The organism is Cronobacter malonaticus LMG 23826, assembly GCF_001277215.2.
GTDB lineage: Bacteria > Pseudomonadota > Gammaproteobacteria > Enterobacterales > Enterobacteriaceae > Cronobacter > Cronobacter malonaticus.
The window spans coordinates 1632138-1649884 of record NZ_CP013940.1 but is presented as its reverse complement, the minus strand read 5'-3'; the positions used below and the strand labels follow the sequence as shown (position 1 = coordinate 1649884).

Annotated in this window: 18 protein-coding genes and 1 riboswitch; of the genes, 10 read left to right on the top strand and 8 right to left on the bottom strand. The window is 58.7% G+C overall.

What is annotated here, in order from left to right:
* Positions 1-12 precede the first annotated feature (12 nt).
* The gene (locus tag AFK66_RS07795) at positions 13-357 is read left to right on the top strand and encodes a RidA family protein (protein WP_004384975.1); all 345 of its coding nucleotides are present in this window, start codon (positions 13-15) and stop codon (positions 355-357) included.
* Between the two features lie 9 nt (positions 358-366).
* Here AFK66_RS07795 and AFK66_RS07790 read toward each other — a convergent pair whose 3' ends face one another.
* The 6 genes from AFK66_RS07790 to AFK66_RS07765 form a co-directional block, all read right to left on the bottom strand.
* On the bottom strand, positions 367-1029 hold the full coding sequence (locus AFK66_RS07790) for a phosphatase PAP2 family protein (protein ID WP_023898544.1): 663 nt from the start codon (positions 1027-1029) through the stop codon (positions 367-369).
* Positions 1026-2312, bottom strand: coding sequence for a F390 synthetase-related protein (locus AFK66_RS07785; RefSeq protein ID WP_007775810.1), 1287 nt, complete (start codon positions 2310-2312; stop codon positions 1026-1028). Before AFK66_RS07785 ends, AFK66_RS07790 begins: the two co-directional genes overlap by 4 nt.
* Positions 2309-3115, bottom strand: coding sequence for an MBL fold metallo-hydrolase (locus AFK66_RS07780; RefSeq protein WP_007775812.1), 807 nt, complete (start codon positions 3113-3115; stop codon positions 2309-2311). The genes AFK66_RS07785 and AFK66_RS07780 overlap by 4 nt, the downstream gene beginning before the upstream one ends.
* Positions 3116-4120 carry an NAD-dependent epimerase/dehydratase family protein gene (locus tag AFK66_RS07775; RefSeq protein ID WP_023898543.1) on the bottom strand — a complete coding sequence of 335 codons (1005 nt, stop codon included), beginning with the start codon at positions 4118-4120 and terminating at the stop codon, positions 3116-3118.
* Entirely contained in the window at positions 4117-5124 is a 1008-nt protein-coding gene (locus AFK66_RS07770; protein ID WP_007775817.1) for a 3-oxoacyl-[acyl-carrier-protein] synthase III C-terminal domain-containing protein, read from the bottom strand. Before AFK66_RS07770 ends, AFK66_RS07775 begins: the two co-directional genes overlap by 4 nt.
* A 142-nt stretch (positions 5125-5266) precedes the next feature.
* Complete coding sequence (locus AFK66_RS07765; protein ID WP_004384963.1) at positions 5267-5452, bottom strand: YoaH family protein; 186 nt, start codon at positions 5450-5452, stop codon at positions 5267-5269.
* Positions 5453-5542: 90 nt separating this feature from the next.
* Here AFK66_RS07765 and pabB point away from each other — a divergent pair, with 90 nt between their 5' ends.
* The 4 genes from pabB (at position 5543) to AFK66_RS07745 (ending at position 10754) form a co-directional block, all read left to right on the top strand.
* Positions 5543-6907: an aminodeoxychorismate synthase component 1 gene (gene pabB / locus AFK66_RS07760; RefSeq protein WP_032968249.1), complete on the top strand. Its 1365-nt coding sequence runs from the start codon at positions 5543-5545 to the stop codon at positions 6905-6907.
* 2 nt (positions 6908-6909) lie between these two features.
* Complete coding sequence (locus tag AFK66_RS07755) at positions 6910-7488, top strand: CoA pyrophosphatase (protein ID WP_007775827.1); 579 nt, start codon at positions 6910-6912, stop codon at positions 7486-7488.
* Between the two features lie 171 nt (positions 7489-7659).
* Entirely contained in the window at positions 7660-9024 is a 1365-nt protein-coding gene (gene sdaA / locus AFK66_RS07750; protein ID WP_032968250.1) for an L-serine ammonia-lyase, read from the top strand.
* Positions 9025-9155: 131 nt separating this feature from the next.
* Entirely contained in the window at positions 9156-10754 is a 1599-nt protein-coding gene (locus tag AFK66_RS07745) for an EAL domain-containing protein (RefSeq protein WP_007775836.1), read from the top strand.
* A gap of 3 nt (positions 10755-10757) precedes the next feature.
* On the opposite strand, the gene yoaE is transcribed toward AFK66_RS07745, so the two are convergent.
* Complete coding sequence (yoaE, locus tag AFK66_RS07740; RefSeq protein WP_032983449.1) at positions 10758-12317, bottom strand: CNNM family cation transport protein YoaE; 1560 nt, start codon at positions 12315-12317, stop codon at positions 10758-10760.
* A gap of 462 nt (positions 12318-12779) precedes the next feature.
* Here yoaE and manX point away from each other — a divergent pair, with 462 nt between their 5' ends.
* From manX to mntP, 5 genes are all read left to right on the top strand, one after another.
* Positions 12780-13742 (top strand): PTS mannose transporter subunit IIAB, encoded by a 963-nt coding sequence (manX, locus tag AFK66_RS07735; protein ID WP_007775844.1) that lies wholly within the window; start codon positions 12780-12782, stop codon positions 13740-13742.
* Between the two features lie 64 nt (positions 13743-13806).
* Positions 13807-14607 (top strand): PTS mannose/fructose/sorbose transporter subunit IIC, encoded by an 801-nt coding sequence (locus tag AFK66_RS07730; protein ID WP_007775846.1) that lies wholly within the window; start codon positions 13807-13809, stop codon positions 14605-14607.
* 12 nt (positions 14608-14619) lie between these two features.
* Positions 14620-15471 carry a PTS mannose transporter subunit IID gene (locus tag AFK66_RS07725; protein WP_007775848.1) on the top strand — a complete coding sequence of 284 codons (852 nt, stop codon included), beginning with the start codon at positions 14620-14622 and terminating at the stop codon, positions 15469-15471.
* A gap of 60 nt (positions 15472-15531) precedes the next feature.
* Entirely contained in the window at positions 15532-15990 is a 459-nt protein-coding gene (locus AFK66_RS07720) for a DUF986 family protein (protein ID WP_007775850.1), read from the top strand.
* Positions 15991-16188: 198 nt separating this feature from the next.
* Positions 16189-16361, top strand: a riboswitch (yybP-ykoY riboswitch).
* 5 nt (positions 16362-16366) lie between these two features.
* Positions 16367-16930 carry a manganese efflux pump MntP gene (gene mntP, locus AFK66_RS07715; RefSeq protein ID WP_007775852.1) on the top strand — a complete coding sequence of 188 codons (564 nt, stop codon included), beginning with the start codon at positions 16367-16369 and terminating at the stop codon, positions 16928-16930.
* Here mntP and rlmA read toward each other — a convergent pair.
* A complete protein-coding gene (rlmA, locus tag AFK66_RS07710) occupies positions 16927-17742 on the bottom strand; it encodes a 23S rRNA (guanine(745)-N(1))-methyltransferase (RefSeq protein ID WP_032983448.1) in 816 nt (271 codons plus the stop codon). The genes mntP and rlmA overlap by 4 nt on opposite strands.
* Positions 17743-17747 lie beyond the last annotated feature (5 nt).

Here is a 17747-nt window from a genome sequence, read left to right as displayed (position 1 = left end):
AAGGAAACAGCGATGACAATCGTACGTATCGATCCCGCAGATCGTTGGTCTGACGCGGTGATTCACAACCAGACGATTTACTACACCGGCGTGCCGGAAAATCTCGACGGCGACGCTTACGAACAAACTGCCAATACGCTGGCGCAAATCGACACCCTGTTAACGGCGCAGGGCAGCGACAAATCCCGCATTCTTGACGCCACGATTTTTCTGGCCGACGGCGACGATTTCGCGCTGATGAATAAAGCGTGGGATGAGTGGGTGGTGGCAGGCTCCGCGCCGGTACGCTGCACCGTGCAGGCCCGCCTGATGAACCCGCGCTATAAAGTGGAAATTAAAATTATCGCCGCGGTGTAATGCCCGCCGTCACCGTTCGCCGGTGGCGGTCTCTTCTCTTTTTGTCTTCTCCGTCTCTTCCCATCGCAAGGCGCTTTGCGCCACCTTACGAGCCAGCATCCTTCGCGCCAGCATGCCTGCCAGCAGCGTCAGCGCGACGCCGCCGACCAAATCGACAAACAGATGGCGTCGCAGCTGCAAAATCGACACGCTAATCGCCGCGCCCCAGAGCACAGCGGCCAGCGTATAGCGCCACTGCCCGCGCTTGCTGATGCCCCGGACCATCAGCAGGGTCAGCGCCATATGCAGTGACGGGAAACAGTTCTGCGGCGAATCCACCGCCAGCAGGATACGCAGCGCGTCAGCGCTGATGCCCTCGCCGCTAACGGCGGGATAGGCCATCGTCGTCGGCCACGCCAGATAAATCACGCCGGCAAACAGCGCCGCCAGCTGCGTGGCGCGCATCAGCCATTTCACTTCTGCTCTCGGAGTTAACCAGTAGCCCGCAGGAACGAGCAGGAAAAACGACATATAGAGCCAGATGGCCGAGGGCGTGAAATCCAGCAGCGTATCGAACCACAACGGCGGCAGCTTATGCCCGGCGCGCTGGAGCAGATCGGTCGTGAAGTAGACCACGCCGACGCTTCCCCACCCCAGCAGCAGGGATTTCAGGCGATAAACCGTTTCGTTCATGCGCAGTCCCTTACACGCACGATACGCCGCCGCTTGGCCCCGGCGGGCGCTTGCGGGATCTGCGATAAAAGCGTCCAGCGAAGGACACTGCACGCCACGCCCTGTTGTTCAAAAAGCGCTATCAGCGCAGCCTGCGCCTGCGCGCGCTGTGCGTCGTCGGCCTCGACGATGAGCGTCAGGCGCTTCGCGCCGTGCTGGATCAGCCGGTAATCCGCCGTGAAGGGCAGAACGCGCGCCAGCGCCCGGTTGCAGAGATCGCCGAAAATCGCGCGCTCGCCGCCCTGGCCATCCGGCAGCAGGAGTTGATCGTCCTGGCGCCCTTCAATATGCGCCAGCGCCAGCGAAGGATCCCCGCAGGCGCACGGCGTCTCGCGTACCGTCAGCACATCGTCCAGCCGGTAACGCACGATGGGCTGCGTGGTGCGGGTAAAATCGGTAATGATTGGGACAAAACGGCGCGTATCCAGCCATTCTTTTTCAACAAAGATAAACGCCTCGTTGAGGTGCAATACCCCGTGCGCGCAGGTGGCGGCGAGAAAGCCTTCGGTCGCCTGATACACTTCGCCGACGTCAGGAAAAACGTTTTCCAGCAGCGCGCGGTCCTGCGCGTCGAGCACTTCCGCCACGGAAATGACTTTCTTTGGCGCAATCTTAAGCTCGCCTGCCTGGACGGCCAGCGCCAGCGCGCGCAACACCTGCGCAGGCGCAACGATAATCGACGGCGATTCGGCTTCAAGCCGTGTGAGCAGCGCGTCGAAGGGCGCAAAGAGATCGTAAAAACCGAGGCTCAGCCAGCGGTGGTTCACGCTCTGATAGAGGTTATTGTCAGCGCGCAAAAAGAGCGCCACCCGCTCGCCGGCGAACAGGCCGTCAGGCAGCATTTTCGCGAGCATGGCACCTGCCCACAGCGCCTGCTCCTGGGGGCTGACCGCGAAAATGCCGCGCCGCCCGGATGTGCCGCTCGACAGCCCCACGCTGTAGCGCCCGACCGTCGGCGTAAAATTGCGGTCGTTTTCACTTTTAAGCGCGCACGCCATCACGTCCGCCGCTTTCAGGCCACCGGTGTTCATCTCATCGAAATGCGCCATCATCAGCGCTTTGTCCATTATCTGCCATTCGCCAAACGGCAGTGTACGGTAGCGCCTGAACCACGGGCTTTTCGACAGCACGCGCGCGGTAAACCGCCCAAGCTGTTTTTGCTGGTAGCGCTCCAGCGCCGCGCGATTTTGAAAACGCAGACGTTTAACACGGAAATAGTGCCAGAGCATGGCGAGCTTATTCACAGGTCGCCCTCGTGCGCGAGACGGATCTCCGCGCCGCCGTCGCGCCAGAGCTGGTGCAGTAAGTCGAGCGTGCGCGCAGCGGCCGCCGGATCGGCAATCACCAGATTCGCGAGCCGCGACGGGCCGCGCTGTTCACGGTAGCTGACCGGCGACCAGGCGGCGTCGGCCGCGAGCAGCACCCAGCCGTTATCCGTCAGCACAAACGCGCCGATATGCCCGGCGGCGTGGCCCGGCAGCGGCACCAGTAACACCTCGCCGTTGCTGCCAGGCAATAAAAAGCCGGTATCAAACGGCGCGAGTGCGGCGGTCAACGACACGCGCTCAAAGCCCTCGATAAAGCTGACCGCGCTTTCAAAATTCTCCGGGATAAGCCCCGGCACGAACGCCTGGCGCAGCGCGGCAAACCCGCGCAGCGTGCGGGTCTGCGCCCAGCCTTCGCCGGAGCAGATAAAGCGGTTATCCGCGAAATCGCGCAGCCCGGCGATATGGTCGGCGTGAAAGTGCGAGAGGATCAGGGCGTCGATGTCATCAGGGCGATAGCCTTTCTCCGCAAGCTGGCGCACCAGCGACTGTTCCGGGGAGAAGTAAACCGGCGTCACGCGGCGATAAAGTTGATAGATCCCGCGGCGGGTGTAGTCGTCAAACCACGAGGCGTAGCCGGTATCCCACAGCCAGCGTTTGCCGCCCGCGTCGATAAGGCTCGCGCGGGCCGGAAATTTACAGGTTTTCCATGCCGCGCCCTTTAGCGCGATACAGCCCAGATGGGTGCAGTAACCCGTTTCAAACGTCGTAATCGTGGCCATTCAGCCTCTCCTTTCGCGCAGCCAGGCGCCGGTAAGCCGCACGCCGTCCGCCAGCGACACCGGCGGTCGGTAGCCGAGCCGGGTGATGGCTTTCTCCTGGCTTAACGTCATATCAAAACTGACGGTGCCCGCGCTGTAGCGCGTCAGGCGCGGTTCCGTGCCGGTGAGATGTCCGTGGATTTCCATGCCCTGTGCCACGAGCGAGAGCAGCGGCCAGGGCACCGACGCCACCCGATACTGTAACCGAAGCTCATCGCGCAGCAGACTGCCGAGCATCTCTACCAGCCGCTGCGGCTCATGATTGGTAATATTGAACGCTTCACCGGAGAGGAGACCCGGCGTGTCGGTGGCGAGACGCATCGCATGCACCACATTGCCGACCCAGGTTAAATCCAGCAGCGCCTCGCCGCCGCGCGGCAGACGCAACACGCCGCGGTCGGCCTCAAGCTGGCGCAGCAGGCGGGGAATGATGACGCGATCGTGCGCGCCGAACAGCCCGCGCGGGCGCAGAATAATAAACGTGACGTGCGTAAATTGCCTTGCCGCCGCCTGAATGGCCTGCTCCGCCGCATATTTACTGCTGGCGTAATGACAGGCAAAGCGGGCAGCCCGGTAGTGTTCATCCACATTGTGGTGATGGCGGAAATCGAAATAGATAGCTGGCGTGGAGATATGAATAAAACGCGTGACGCCCGCCCGCGCGGCAGCATGGGCCAGCCGTTCGGTGGCCGCGACATTCACCGCGTGAAACGCCTGCGCGCTGCCCCACGGCGACGATTTGGCCGCGCAGTGCCAGACCACATCACAGCCCTGCATTAACGCATCGCAGCGGGCGTCATCGGCCTGCGCAAGCTCCAGCGGTACGAACTGTGCGCCGAGCGCGGCCAGTTCAGCCCCAGCCTTTTCGTCACGCCCCGTCGCGCGCACGTCACAGCCCTGCGCGAGCAGCGCCTCAACCGCGTTGCGACCAAGCCCGCTGGTGGCACCCGTCACCAGGTACTTCATGGCAGCAGCACCATACCGGCGAGCGTTAACCCCGCAGCCGTGCCGACCAGCATTATCGGCTCGCCCGGTTTCACACGCCCGGTGGTAAACGCTTCGTGGAGCGCGGTGGGAATCGAGGCCGCCACCTGATTACCGTGCTGGCGGTAAATATCCACCAGCACCTGCGGCTTCACTTTCAGGCGTTTACGCATATGCTCAAGCGACAAATGGCTCGCCTGATGCGGCACCACGGTGGCTATCTCATTAAGCGTTAGCCCGGCGGCGTCAAGCAGCCGCTGCCAGAAGCCATCGATCAGCAGCGAGGCCTGGCGGAACAGCGCTTTGCCCTGCATATGAAACAGAAAGTCGCTCTCCTCCATCCCGGCGCGGGGGTTTTTACGCGTGCCGCCAGCGCGGATCTCGCACAGCTCGCTGCCCTGCGGGTAGGTTTCCGATTTCATGGCCAGAATGCCAGAACGACCATCGCCCGCCTCAACAATGGCGCAGGCGGCACCGTCACCGAAAATAAGCGACGACTCCTCATGCTGCCAGTCGATCCCGCGCGAGGCGATATCCGCCGACACAATCGCGATACGGCGATAAGCGCCGTTCGTTAACAGCGCCGACGCCACCTGTATGGCGCTGATGAAACTCACGCAGCTGCTGTTGATGTCAAACCCCGCCGTGCCTGCCGGTAAGCCTGCGGCTTTCATCACGTGCACCGCTGAACAGGGCAGCGCCTGAACGGCGATGGCCGAGGCGGAGATCAGCAGCTCGATGGAGTCGGGGTTAATCGCGTGACGCTGGCAGGCGTCATGCAGCGCGGCGGCGGCGAGCGCAGCCTGGCTGTCGTCGTTCGCGGCATGATAGCGGTGCAGAATCCCTGAGCGGCGCTCGACATAACCGGTTCGCTTGCCAAGGCGGCTGTCGAGTTCGGCGGAAGTAATAAGGTGTTCCGGCAGCGCCTTGCCGGTCGCGATGATTTTCAGCCGTGAAGCGGGCGGGGTGTGAGGTGTAAAGGCCATAAAGCTCTGTCCCTAAGCTCAGCGTCCCTGCCGGACAGGGACGCGAAGTATGATGATATCTGACGTTATTATGCGTGCCGGGCACGATAACACGTCAGCAGGGACAAAAAAATTGTCGCTACCTTTTCCTGGTGTGGTGCGTTTATTCCTCTTCGTCGTCGTCTTCAAAACGCGCGACGATGCGATCGCCCTGATGGGTGGCGCGGATCTCCTGCGCCACCTGTGCGATGGCTTCGCCGCTGCTCATGCCCTGCGACATCAGCTCCTGAATACGTTCAACCGCTTGCTGCTGCTGTTCATGGGTGAGAGAAGGTAAACCTGCAAACATCGCTGACTCCTGTTACATTGATGCGTTCAATTATTTCACGCCGTGCGTGCGGGCGCCAGACGCCCCACGCCGTTGTTAATTGTCGTCCTGATGAATACGAACCTGACTCCCGAACTGATCTCCCTGCCCTGGCGCGCCGATGCGCTGCAACAGACCTTTTCTGCGCTACAACATCAGCCGTGGGCGATGCTGCTGCACTCGGGTTTTGCCGAGCACGCCCACAACCGTTTCGACATTCTGGTGGCCGACCCGCGCGTCACGCTGACCACGCGGGGGGCGCTCACTATGACGCAAGACGCAGAGGGTTGCCAGCAGAGCGACGACGATCCGCTGCGTCTGCTGCACGCGGCGCTGGCGCGCTTTCCGTTTTCACCCGTACCAGCTGAGGATTTTCCCTTTCAGGGCGGCGCGCTCGGGCTGTTTGGCTACGATCTCGGGCGACGCTTCGAGCGGCTGCCATCACAGGCCAGCGCCGATCTCAACACGCCGAATATGGCGGTCGGCATCTATGACTGGGCGCTGATAGCCGATCACCATCGCGAGCGCCTGACGCTGCTCTGCTACGGCGATGCGAAAGCGCGTCTCGCCTGGCTTAACGCACAGCAGCCCGCAGAAACTGAGCCGTTTCGCTTAACCTCGCCGTGGCGCTCAAACATGACGCGCGAGGAATATGGCGAGAAATTCCGCCAGGTGCAGGCGTATCTGCGAAGCGGCGACTGCTATCAGGTCAATCTGGCGCAGCGGTTTTGCGCGCAGTATGAAGGCAGCGAATGGCAGGCATTTTTAACGCTCAATGCCGCTAACCGCGCGCCGTTTAGCGCCTTTCTGCGCCTGCCGGAACAGGCGATTTTAAGCCTGTCGCCGGAGCGGTTTATCCGTCTGCATGACGGCGCTATTGAAACGCGCCCCATTAAAGGCACGCTGCCGCGTTTGTCCGATCCTGAGGACGATGCGCGCCAGGCTTTACGGCTCGCACAATCGCCTAAAGATCGCGCCGAAAACCTGATGATTGTCGATCTGCTGCGTAACGACATTGGCCGCGTGGCGACGCCTGGCAGCGTGAAAGTGCCGGAGCTGTTCGTGGTTGAGCCGTTTCCGGCGGTGCATCATCTGGTCAGCACCATTACCGCGACGCTACCGCCATCGCTTCACGCCACCGATCTCCTGCGCGCGAGCTTCCCTGGCGGTTCTATCACCGGCGCGCCCAAAGTGCGGGCGATGGAAATTATCGAAGAGCTGGAGCCGCAGCGGCGCAACGCCTGGTGCGGGAGCATCGGTTATCTCAGCTTCTGCGGCGCGATGGACACCAGCATTACCATCCGCACGCTGACGGCGGAAAACGGCACACTTTACTGCTCTGCGGGCGGCGGCATCGTGGCCGACAGCGAGGAAGCGGCGGAATATCAGGAAACTTTTGATAAAGTTAATCGTATCCTGCATGCCTTAGAGAGGTAACGATGGAGAATAGCCCGCTGACGCTCGACCGGTTTTTATCGCGTTTCCAGCTCCTGCGCCCGCAGGTAAACAGATCCAGCCTGAATCAGCGCCAGGCTGCCGTGCTGGTGCCGGTGGTGCGCCGCCCGGAGCCAGGCCTGCTGTTGACGAAGCGCGCCGCCACGCTTCGCAAACACGCAGGCCAGGTGGCCTTCCCCGGCGGTGCGGTGGATGACACCGACGCCTCGCTAATCGCGGCGGCGCTGCGTGAAGCGCAGGAAGAAGTGGCTATCCCGCCCGAGGCAGTCGAGGTTATCGGCGTGCTGCCGCCGGTCGACAGCGTGACCGGTTTTCAGGTGACGCCCGTAGTGGGCATTATCCCGCCGGATCTGCCGTATCACGCCAGTGAAGATGAAGTGGCGGCGGTTTTTGAGATGCCGCTTGCCGAGGCGCTGCGGCTCGGGCGCTATCACCCGCTAGACATCCACCGGCGCGGCAATCACCACCGCGTCTGGCTCTCCTGGTATCAGCACTATTTTGTCTGGGGCATGACCGCAGGCATTATTCGTGAGCTGGCACTACAAATCGGTGAGAAACCCTGACTATTATTGTGGGTGAAAAGTGCGATCCGCAGCACTTTATTAGGCGGCCTCGCCTTATTCATTAGTTTAATTCATGTGAATAGTTAACTGCGCAGCACAATAACCTTTTACACTATGCGCTGTTTTCACACCGTCATTTGCAGAGCAAATGACTCTGTCAGGAGTTACCACGTGATTAGTATATTCGACATGTTTAAGGTGGGCATTGGCCCCTCCTCTTCCCATACGGTAGGTCCGATGAAAGCCGGGAAGCAGTTCGTCGATGACCTGGTCGAAAAAGGATTATTGCAGGACGTGACCCGCGTTGCGGTGGACGTCTACGGCTCGCTCTCATTGACCGGCAAAGGCCACCATACCGATATCGCCATTATTATGGGCCTGGCAGGCAATGAACCCGCCACGGTGGATATCGACGCCATACCTGCGTTTATCCGTGACGTCGAAACCCGCGGTCGCCTGCTTCTCGCGCAGGGCGCTCACGAAGTGGATTTCCCGCAAGATAACGGGATGCGTTTTCAGAGCGACAACCTGCCGCTGCATGAAAATGGCATGACCATTCACGCGTACAGCGGCGAGAAAGAGATCTACAGCAAAACCTATTACTCCATCGGCGGCGGCTTTATCGTCGATGAAGAACATTTCGGCAAAACCGCCAGCAATGAAGTGAGCGTGCCGTATCCGTTCCACTCCGCTAAAGATCTGCTGGCGCATTGCAAAGAAACCGGCCTGTCGCTCTCCGGCCTGGTGATGAAAAACGAACTGGCGCTGCACAGCAAAAAAGAGATTGAAGACTATTTTGCGGACGTCTGGCAGACCATGCGCGCCTGTATCGATCGCGGCATGAATACCGAAGGCGTGCTTCCCGGCCCGCTGCGCGTACCGCGTCGCGCCTCTGCGCTGCGCCGTATGCTGGTTTCCAGCGATAAACTCTCCAACGATCCGATGATTGTGGTCGACTGGGTAAATATGTTTGCGCTCGCCGTGAACGAAGAGAACGCCGCGGGTGGGCGCGTGGTTACCGCGCCGACCAACGGCGCGTGCGGCATCGTACCGGCGGTGCTGGCCTACTATGACCACTTTATCGAGTCGGTCAGCCCCGATATTTACATCCGCTACTTCCTGGCGGCGGGCGCAATCGGCGCGCTGTATAAAATGAACGCCTCTATTTCTGGTGCCGAAGTGGGTTGCCAGGGCGAAGTGGGCGTTGCCTGTTCCATGGCGGCGGCGGGCCTTGCGGAACTGCTGGGCGCCAGCCCGGAACAGGTTTGCGTGGCGGCGGAAATCGGTATGGAACATAACCTCGGCCTTACCTGCGATCCGGTCGCGGGCCAGGTACAGGTGCCGTGTATCGAGCGTAACGCGATTGCCTCCGTGAAGGCGATTAACGCCGCGCGTATGGCGATGCGCCGTACCAGCGAGCCGCGCGTCTCACTCGATAAGGTTATCGAGACCATGTATGAAACCGGCAAAGATATGAACGCTAAATACCGTGAAACGTCACGTGGCGGCCTGGCCATTAAGGTTCAGTGCGATTAATGCCCTGAAGCGCCGCACCCGCGGCGCTTTTTTTATCCCAGCCCGCCTTTTATTCCTCCCGTCGCGTCAACGCCCACTACACTCTTAACATTCCGCCTTAATAACTCAGATGAGTCTGAGAGATAGAGCCTATGCAAAAAGCGCAGCGTATTATCCGGGCTTACCGCCGCCGGCGGTTGATTTTGTGTATTGCCCTCGCCCTGCTGGCGTTAATCGTCACGCTGGGAATACGCTATCTTGCCGACCGTAAACAGTACCGGTACGAGACCACACGCTATGCCGCCCGTGCGGTGGAAACGCTGGAAGAGTTGCTGGTGCCGCTGGACGCCGCGCGCACCGCGCTGCTGCCGCTCATCGGCATGCCGTGCCAGCAGGTGCATCGCCAGTTGCGCGAAATGGCGGCCAGCCTCCAGACCGTACGGACCATTGCGCTGGTGAGCGACGGCACGCTCTATTGCTCCAGCATTTTTGGCGAACGCAACGTGCCGGTGCATCAGTTACAGCCGCATTTACCTGCGCCAAAACCACTGATGCGGCTCTCGCGTGACAGCTCCTTAATCAAAGGAAGCCCGATACTCCTTCTCTGGACGCCATCTATTGATAACGGCCAGTCAGGCGTGTTGCAGTCGGTGAATATCGAATTTATCGCAAGCCTCATGCTGAGCCCGGATCCGCCGGTGATTGAACATGTGCTGTTTGATGTGGCAGGCGAGCATCTGGAGTATGGGCGGGGTCTCATGGAAACGACGCCTGCTCCCGACGGGCTGACGCCATACCAGCAAATCTCCAGCCGCTATCCGTTTTCAGTGACGCTGCGCGGCCCTTCCCCGGACGCGCTGGCGTTGAAAAATATGCCGGGCCAGTTGCCGCTCGCGGTACTGTTAAGCCTGCTGATTGGCTATATCGCCTGGCTTGCGACGGCCAGACGGATGAGCTTCTCCTGGGAGATTAATCTCGGCATCGCCAACAATGAGTTTGAAGTGTACTGCCAGCCGCTGGTGAGCGGTAAAACCGGCGAGTGTACGGGCGTGGAACTGCTGCTGCGCTGGAACAATCCGCGCCTCGGGCCCATTGCACCGGACGTGTTTATTCCGCTTGCCGAACAGCTCAGGATGATTAACGCGCTGACGCGCTATGTGCTGACGAAAACCGCCGCGCAGCGCCACTATTTTCCGGCCTCTGCGGATTTTCATATCGGGGTGAATATCGCGGCGAGCCACTTTCACGACGGCGTGATTATTGACGATCTGAAGCGCTACTGGTATCCGCACTGCCCGGTACAGACGCTGTTTCTGGAGCTCACGGAGCGCGACGCGTTGCCGGAAGTGGATTACCGGGTGGCGCATGATTTGCGCAAGCTCGGCGTAAAACTGGCGATCGACGATTTCGGCACAGGCCAAAGCTCGCTCTCCTATCTCGAAACACTCAGCCCGGACGTGCTGAAAATGGACAAACGCTTCACCGCCGCTATCGGTACCGACGCGGTGAATTCGACCGTAACGGACATTATTATCGCAATGGCGAGAAGGCTGAAGATTGAACTGGTGGCAGAAGGCGTGGAGACCGAAGAGCAGGCCGCCTATTTATGCCGCCTCGGCGTGCCGGTGTTGCAGGGCTATCTGTTCGCGCATCCAATGCCGCTGAGTGCGCTCCCGCAGTGGCTGGAAGAACGGCGCGCCCATCCGGGCACGCCGTTCTGGCGCCGCAGTCTGCCAGCGCCGATGGTCTGACGGTTACTCTTCTTCGTCGTGCGCTGGCGTATCTTTCACCACGCGCACCAGGTCAACGCGGTAGGCGTTCGCCTCAACGATGGTAATACGCAGCGGCGGCATCGCCAGCTCGTCGCCAACGCGCGGGATCTGCCCGTTAATGGCAATCACCAGCCCGGCGACCGTCGCGATATCCTCTTCGTCATTGACCAGTGACGGAAGATCCAGCGTCTGTTGCAGCGCATGGAGATCGGTCGAGCCTTTCACCAGCCAGCCGTCGCCATCGTGAACGATTTCCGGTGTTTCGTCGGCGTCCGGGAATTCCCCGGCAATCGCCTCCAGCACGTCCAGCGGCGTGACCAGCCCCTGCACCACACCAAACTCGTTATTGACGATAACAAAGCTGCCGCGCGCGCGGCGCAGCACGCCAAGCAGGTTGATCGGGTCCAGCGTTTCCGGCACCACAATCACCGGCGTCGCCGAAGCGATGGCCGCGACGTCAACGCCCTCTTCCAGCGCCATCAGCAGTTCTTTGGCACGCACCACGCCGATGATTTCATCAAGCTCGCCGCGACACACCGGGAACAGGCTGTGCGGTGACGACAATAACTGCTCGCGAATCTCATCCACGCTGCGGTTGGCGTCAACCCAGCTGATTTCGCCACGTGGCGTCATGATGCTGCGAAGCGAGCGGGACGCCAGCGTCAGCACGCCGTTAATCATGTAACGCTCTTCTTCGGCAAACGCCTCGTCATGCACCGGCACCACGGTGTGATGCTCGGTTTCGCTGACCGGGGCCGGACGACGATGGTTGCCCATCAGACGCAGAATCGCCTCTGCCGTACGTGCGCGCAGCGGCAGGTTGGACTGATGCTTCAGGAAGTTGCGACGTGCAATCTGGTTGAAGAACTCAATGATGATAGAGAAGCCAATCGCCGCGTAGAGGTAGCCTTTCGGAATATGGAAACCGAAACCTTCCGCCACCAGGCTCAGACCGATCATGAGCAGGAAGCTCAGACAGAGCACCACGACCGTCGGATGCGCGTTGACGAAGTTGGTGAGCGGCTTCGAGGCGAGCAGCATGACGCCCATCGCAATCACGACCGCAGCCATCATCACCGGCAGATGGTTCACCATGCCTACCGCCGTGATCACGGCATCCAGCGAGAAGACGGCGTCCAGCACCACAATCTGCGCCACCACGACCCAGAAGCTGGCGTAGCCTTTGCCGTGGCTGTCATTATGCTGGCGGTTTTCCAGCCTCTCATGGAGTTCTGTCGTGGCCTTGAACAGCAGGAACAGACCACCGAACAGCATGATCAAATCACGGCCGGAGAAGCTTAACTCCCACACGCTGAAGAGCGGACGGGTAAGCGTCACCATCCAGGAGATCAGCGACAGCAGCCCCAGACGCATCACCAGCGCCAGGGATAAACCTATCAGACGTGCTTTATCGCGCTGCTTCGGCGGCAGTTTGTCCGCGAGAATGGCGATAAACACCAGGTTGTCGATGCCGAGAACAATCTCCAGCACCACAAGCGTTGCTAAGCCCACCCAAATCGAGGGGTCCATTAAGAATTCCATAACAGGCTCCTGCGCAAGGAATGACTAAACGGCACCCCAACGATGTCGGGCGCTTTGACATGATTTATCAGAGAGTTAAGGCGAAAGCCTTGTGACATGACGGCTGATGAAAGCCAGGAAAAGAAAAGACGTCGGTGACGGTCCATACGGTGGGCTGCTGCCCGCTACTCCTGTTAGTTAATCGGAAATCTACCTTAACAAAGCGTAATAGCCTTTGGCAAAGATTTACCAGAATTTGCAATCCGTGTGACATAAAAAGCGCGCATATTTTGCCCGGACGCCGAATGCCTTGTTTTGATGGCAAAATTACAGACCTTCATCACATACATTATTTTTTCGCCTTCTAAAATAAATCGTGCTTAGGTTCTGAAAGCTTACAAATCCTTATCTGAATCGATTCGATAAGCGAATCACTGTTAGCGGTGCCTGTAAGGGCATTGACAATAACCACGGAGGTAGCAAGTGACCATTGCTATTGTCATAGGCACGCATGGCTGGGCGGCCGAACAACTGCTCAAAACAGCGGAAATGCTGTTGGGCGAGCAGGAAAATGTCGGCTGGATCGATTTCGTTCCCGGCGAAAATGCGGAAACCTTGATCGAAAAATATAATGCACAGCTCGAAAAACTGGACACCAGCAAAGGCGTTGTCTTTCTGGTGGATACCTGGGGCGGCAGTCCGTTTAACGCGGCGAGCCGCATTGTGGTGGACAAGCCCAACTATGAAGTCGTCGCCGGGGTGAATATCCCGATGCTCGTCGAAACCTTAATGGCGCGCGATGACGATCCGGCTTTCGATGAACTGGTGGCGATTGCCGTTGAAACGGGCCGTGAAGGCGTAAAAGCCCTGAAAGCCAAACCCGATGAAAAAGCGGCTCCCGCAGCACCTGCCCCTAAAGCGGCGGCACCTGCCAGACCGATGGGACCGAACGACTATATGGTCATCGGCCTCGCACGTATCGACGACCGTCTTATCCACGGCCAGGTCGCCACCCGCTGGACAAAAGAGACCAACGTTTCGCGCATTATTGTGGTGAGCGATGAAGTCGCCGCCGACAACGTACGTAAAACGCTGCTCACTCAGGTGGCTCCGCCAGGCGTCACCGCGCATGTGGTGGATGTCGCCAAAATGATCCGCGTTTACAACAACCCGAAATATGCGGGCGAGCGCGTGATGCTGCTGTTCACCAACCCGACCGACGTTGAGCGCATCGTGGAAGGCGGCGTCAAAATCACCTCCGTTAATATTGGCGGGATGGCCTATCGCCAGGGTAAAACTCAGGTGAATAACGCGGTGTCTGTCGATGAGAAAGATATCGAAGCCTTTAAGAAACTCAACGCGCGCGGCATTGAGCTGGAAGTGCGGAAAGTCTCTAACGATCCCCGCTTAAAAATGATGGATTTACTCAGCAAAGCTACGAAATAACGGCATTGCTGCTTAACGATTACTCAGTTCTTACACGTAAGTTTGATATCACAGGAGAAGTACAATGGAGATTACCACTCTTCAGATTGTGCTGGTGTTCATCGTCGCCTGTATCGCGGGTATGGAATCGGTGCTTGATGAATTTCAGTTCCACCGCCCGCTGGTGGCCTGTACCCTGGTCGGGGCCGTACTGGGGGATATGAAAACCGGCATCATCATCGGCGGTACGCTGGAGATGATAGCGCTGGGCTGGATGAACATCGGTGCCGCCGTGGCGCCTGACGCCGCGCTGGCGTCTATCATCTCGACCATTCTGGTTATCGCCGGGCACCAGAGCATCGGCGCGGGTATCGCGCTGGCGATTCCGCTGGCTGCGGCAGGCCAGGTGCTGACCATCATCGTGCGTACCATTACCGTCGGTTTCCAGCATGCCGCGGATAAAGCCGCCGAAAACGGCAACCTCACGGCGCTATCCTGGATCCACGTCTCGTCGTTGTTCTTACAGGCAATGCGTATCGCTATCCCGGCCGTTATCGTGGCGATTTCCGTCGGTACCAGCGAAGTGCAAAGTATGCTCAGTGCTATCCCGCAAGTCGTGACCGGCGGCCTGAACATCGCGGGCGGCATGATCGTGGTGGTTGGTTACGCCATGGTCATTAACATGATGCGCGCGGGCTACCTGATGCCATTCTTCTATCTCGGCTTCGTTACCGCCGCGTTCACCAACTTCAACCTCGTGGCGCTGGGCGTCATCGGTGCTGTTATGGCGGTGCTCTATATTCAGCTTAGCCCGAAATATAACCGCTCCGCAGCGGCACCCGCGCACACTGCTGGCGCGAACGATCTTGATAACGAACTGGATTAACAGGTGAGCGACATGGTTGATATGACGAAAACAACTGGTGAGAAAAAACTGACCCCGGGCGATGTGCGCGGCGTGTTTATCCGCTCTAACCTCTTCCAGGGATCGTGGAACTTTGAACGTATGCAGGCGCTTGGCTTCTGCTTCTCGATGATACCGGCGATTCGTCGCCTTTATCCTGAGAATAACGAAGCGCGTCGTCAGGCGATTAAACGCCATCTGGAGTTTTTTAACACCCATCCGTATGTGGCAGCGCCGGTGCTCGGCGTAACGCTTGCCATGGAGGAGCAACGCGCGAACGGCGCGGAGATCGACGACGGCGCGATTAACGGTATCAAAGTGGGCCTGATGGGGCCGCTCGCGGGCGTTGGCGACCCGATTTTCTGGGGAACGGTGCGTCCGGTGTTCGCGGCGCTCGGCGCAGGCATCGCCATGAGCGGCAGCCTGCTCGGCCCGCTACTGTTCTTTGTGCTGTTTAACCTGGTGCGTCTCGCCACACGCTACTACGGTGTGGCGTATGGCTACCGTAAAGGCGTCGATATCGTGAAAGATATGGGCGGCGGCTTCCTGCAAAAACTGACCGAGGGGGCGTCAATTCTCGGCCTGTTTGTGATGGGGGCGCTGGTTAACAAGTGGACGCACGTCAACATTCCGCTCGTGGTATCGCGTGTTACCGATCAGAACGGCGCGGTGAAAGTCACGACAGTGCAGACGATCCTTGATCAGCTGATGCCGGGCCTGGTGCCGCTGCTGCTGACCTTCGCATGCATGTGGTTACTGCGTAAGAAAGTGAACCCGCTGTGGATCATCGTCGGGTTCTTCGTGATTGGTATCGCCGGTTACGCGGTCGGCCTGCTCGGTCAGTAACGGTTAATGTAATACGCCGGGGGCCAGTGGCTCCCGGCTTTTTTATTTAAGGGAGACGGCATGACGCTGACAAATGGCGTTCTGGTGATTTTTATTATCGCGCTGCTGGGCTGGGCCATTTATGACCAGTGGGGAACCGAGCGCCGCCACGGAAAAACGCTGCTGCGTGTACCGCTGCTCAAACGCGGGCGTGCCGACAGCCTGATTTTTACCGGCCTGGTCGCCATCCTTATCTGGCAGAACATTGCGTCGCACGGCGCTCTGCTCACTACCTGGCTGTTGGGCGCGCTGGGCTTGCTCGCAATTTATCTTTTCTGGATCAGAGAGCCGCAAATACGCTTCAAGCGTGAAGGCTTTTACTTTGCTGGTGGCTGGGTGAAATATAACCACATTAAGGCTATGAATTTATCCGAAGATGGCGTACTGGTAATACAATTAGCTAAACGCCGCTTGCTTATCCGTGTAAAGAATATCGATGACCTGGAGAGGATTTATCATTTTATGATTAATAATCAGTGAGTTAAAAATATAGCACAGGCTATTTTTGCGTGCAAAAAATAACCATGTGTATAGCCCGTGCTATATTTCCGTTCCGAACATTTCCATTATTCTTAACAAGCTCGTCACGCCTCTGCTATTAAGCGAAAACCATTCTCATTTATATCTAAAAGGTTATTCTCTAATTATTGTCTTTGCCGTCTGGAATATGGTAAGGTTGCGCCCGTCATTGGGGAGTAGCCAATTTCCTTTTGGAAATGTACGCATCAACATACTCGTTGCAAAACGTGGTGCGTACGGACTGAAGCCTTTTCAGTCAGGCGAGACCATAGGCACGCGGCCGCTTTTTACTGGGGGCGGTCGGCGTGTATATGGTGATCCCGGTCAGGACTGAGTAATGAATCTTTCTGCAACCCTGCTTCTTGCCTTCGGTATGTCCATGGACGCATTCGCGGCTTCCATCGGCAAAGGCGCCACACTCCATAAACCCAAATTTTCTGAAGCGCTCCGCACGGGACTGATCTTTGGCGTAATCGAAGCCATCACGCCGCTGGTTGGCTGGCTGCTGGGCCTGCTGGCGACCCAGTTTGTTCTGACCTGGAACCACTGGATAGCGTTTGTCCTGCTGACGTTTCTTGGGGGCAGAATGATTATCGAAGGCGTGCGCGGCTGTGAGGAAGAACCTGAGAAAATCCGCCGCCACAGCTTCTGGCTGCTGGTGACAACAGCATTCGCCACTAGCCTTGATGCGATGGCCGTTGGCGTTGGCCTCGCCTTCCTGCAGGTCGATATTGTGAAAACCGCGCTCGCCATTGGCTGCGCCACGCTGATTATGTCAACGCTCGGCATGATGGTTGGCCGCTTTATCGGCCCGCTGCTGGGTAAGCGGGCAGAGATTCTTGGCGGCGTGGTGCTTATCGGTATTGGCTGCCAGATCCTCTGGAGCCATTTCGCGGGTTAGCCCTCGCGCTGCCAGACGCGCAGGCAAAAATCGGTTTCACAGCCAAACGCCGTTTGTTCTTTTAGCGCCGCCCACACTTCGGGGCGCGCGCGCCAGGCGAACGGCGTCATCTGTAAAAGCGTCGTCGCCTCATCGCCATTCAGGCTCATCTCATAGCGTAACGCCTGTTCTTCCGCGAGCGTAAAGCCAGGCAGCGACTCTTCATTCAGCGCATGCAGCCGTACTTCGTCATAGATAAGCCCTTTGAGCTGAACAAGATGACGCGGCCCAGGCGTAACGGTTACCACCACGCCGCCGGGTTTCACTACGCGCGCCAGCTCTTCAGCTTTGCAGGGCGCGTAAATGCGCACCACAGCATCGAAAAAGGCGTCCGAAAAAGGCAACCGGTGGCTGGATGCCACGCAAAACGAAATATCGGTATAACGCTTCGCGGCAAAACGAATGGCGCTTCGCGACACATCAAGCCCAAAGCTCTGCCCACCGCGGGTGGTGGTGAGCGCGGCAAACGCGCTAGTGTAATACCCTTCCCCACAGCCAATATCCAGCAGTGTGGCATCGCTTTGCGGCAGGCGCTCATTCAGCAATTGTGCGGTGCGCTCGCGAAGCCGCGCGTAATGCCCGGCATCGAGAAATGCGCGGCGCGCCTGCATCATTTCGGTACTGTCGCCCGGATCCCGTGAGCGCTTATGCTGCACCGGGAGAAGATTCACGTACCCTTCCTTTGCGATATCAAACTGGTGGTGACTTGCGCAGCGGAAACTTTTCGCTTGCGGCTGTAAGGGCAAATGACAAAGGGGGCAAATAAAAGACATGGAGA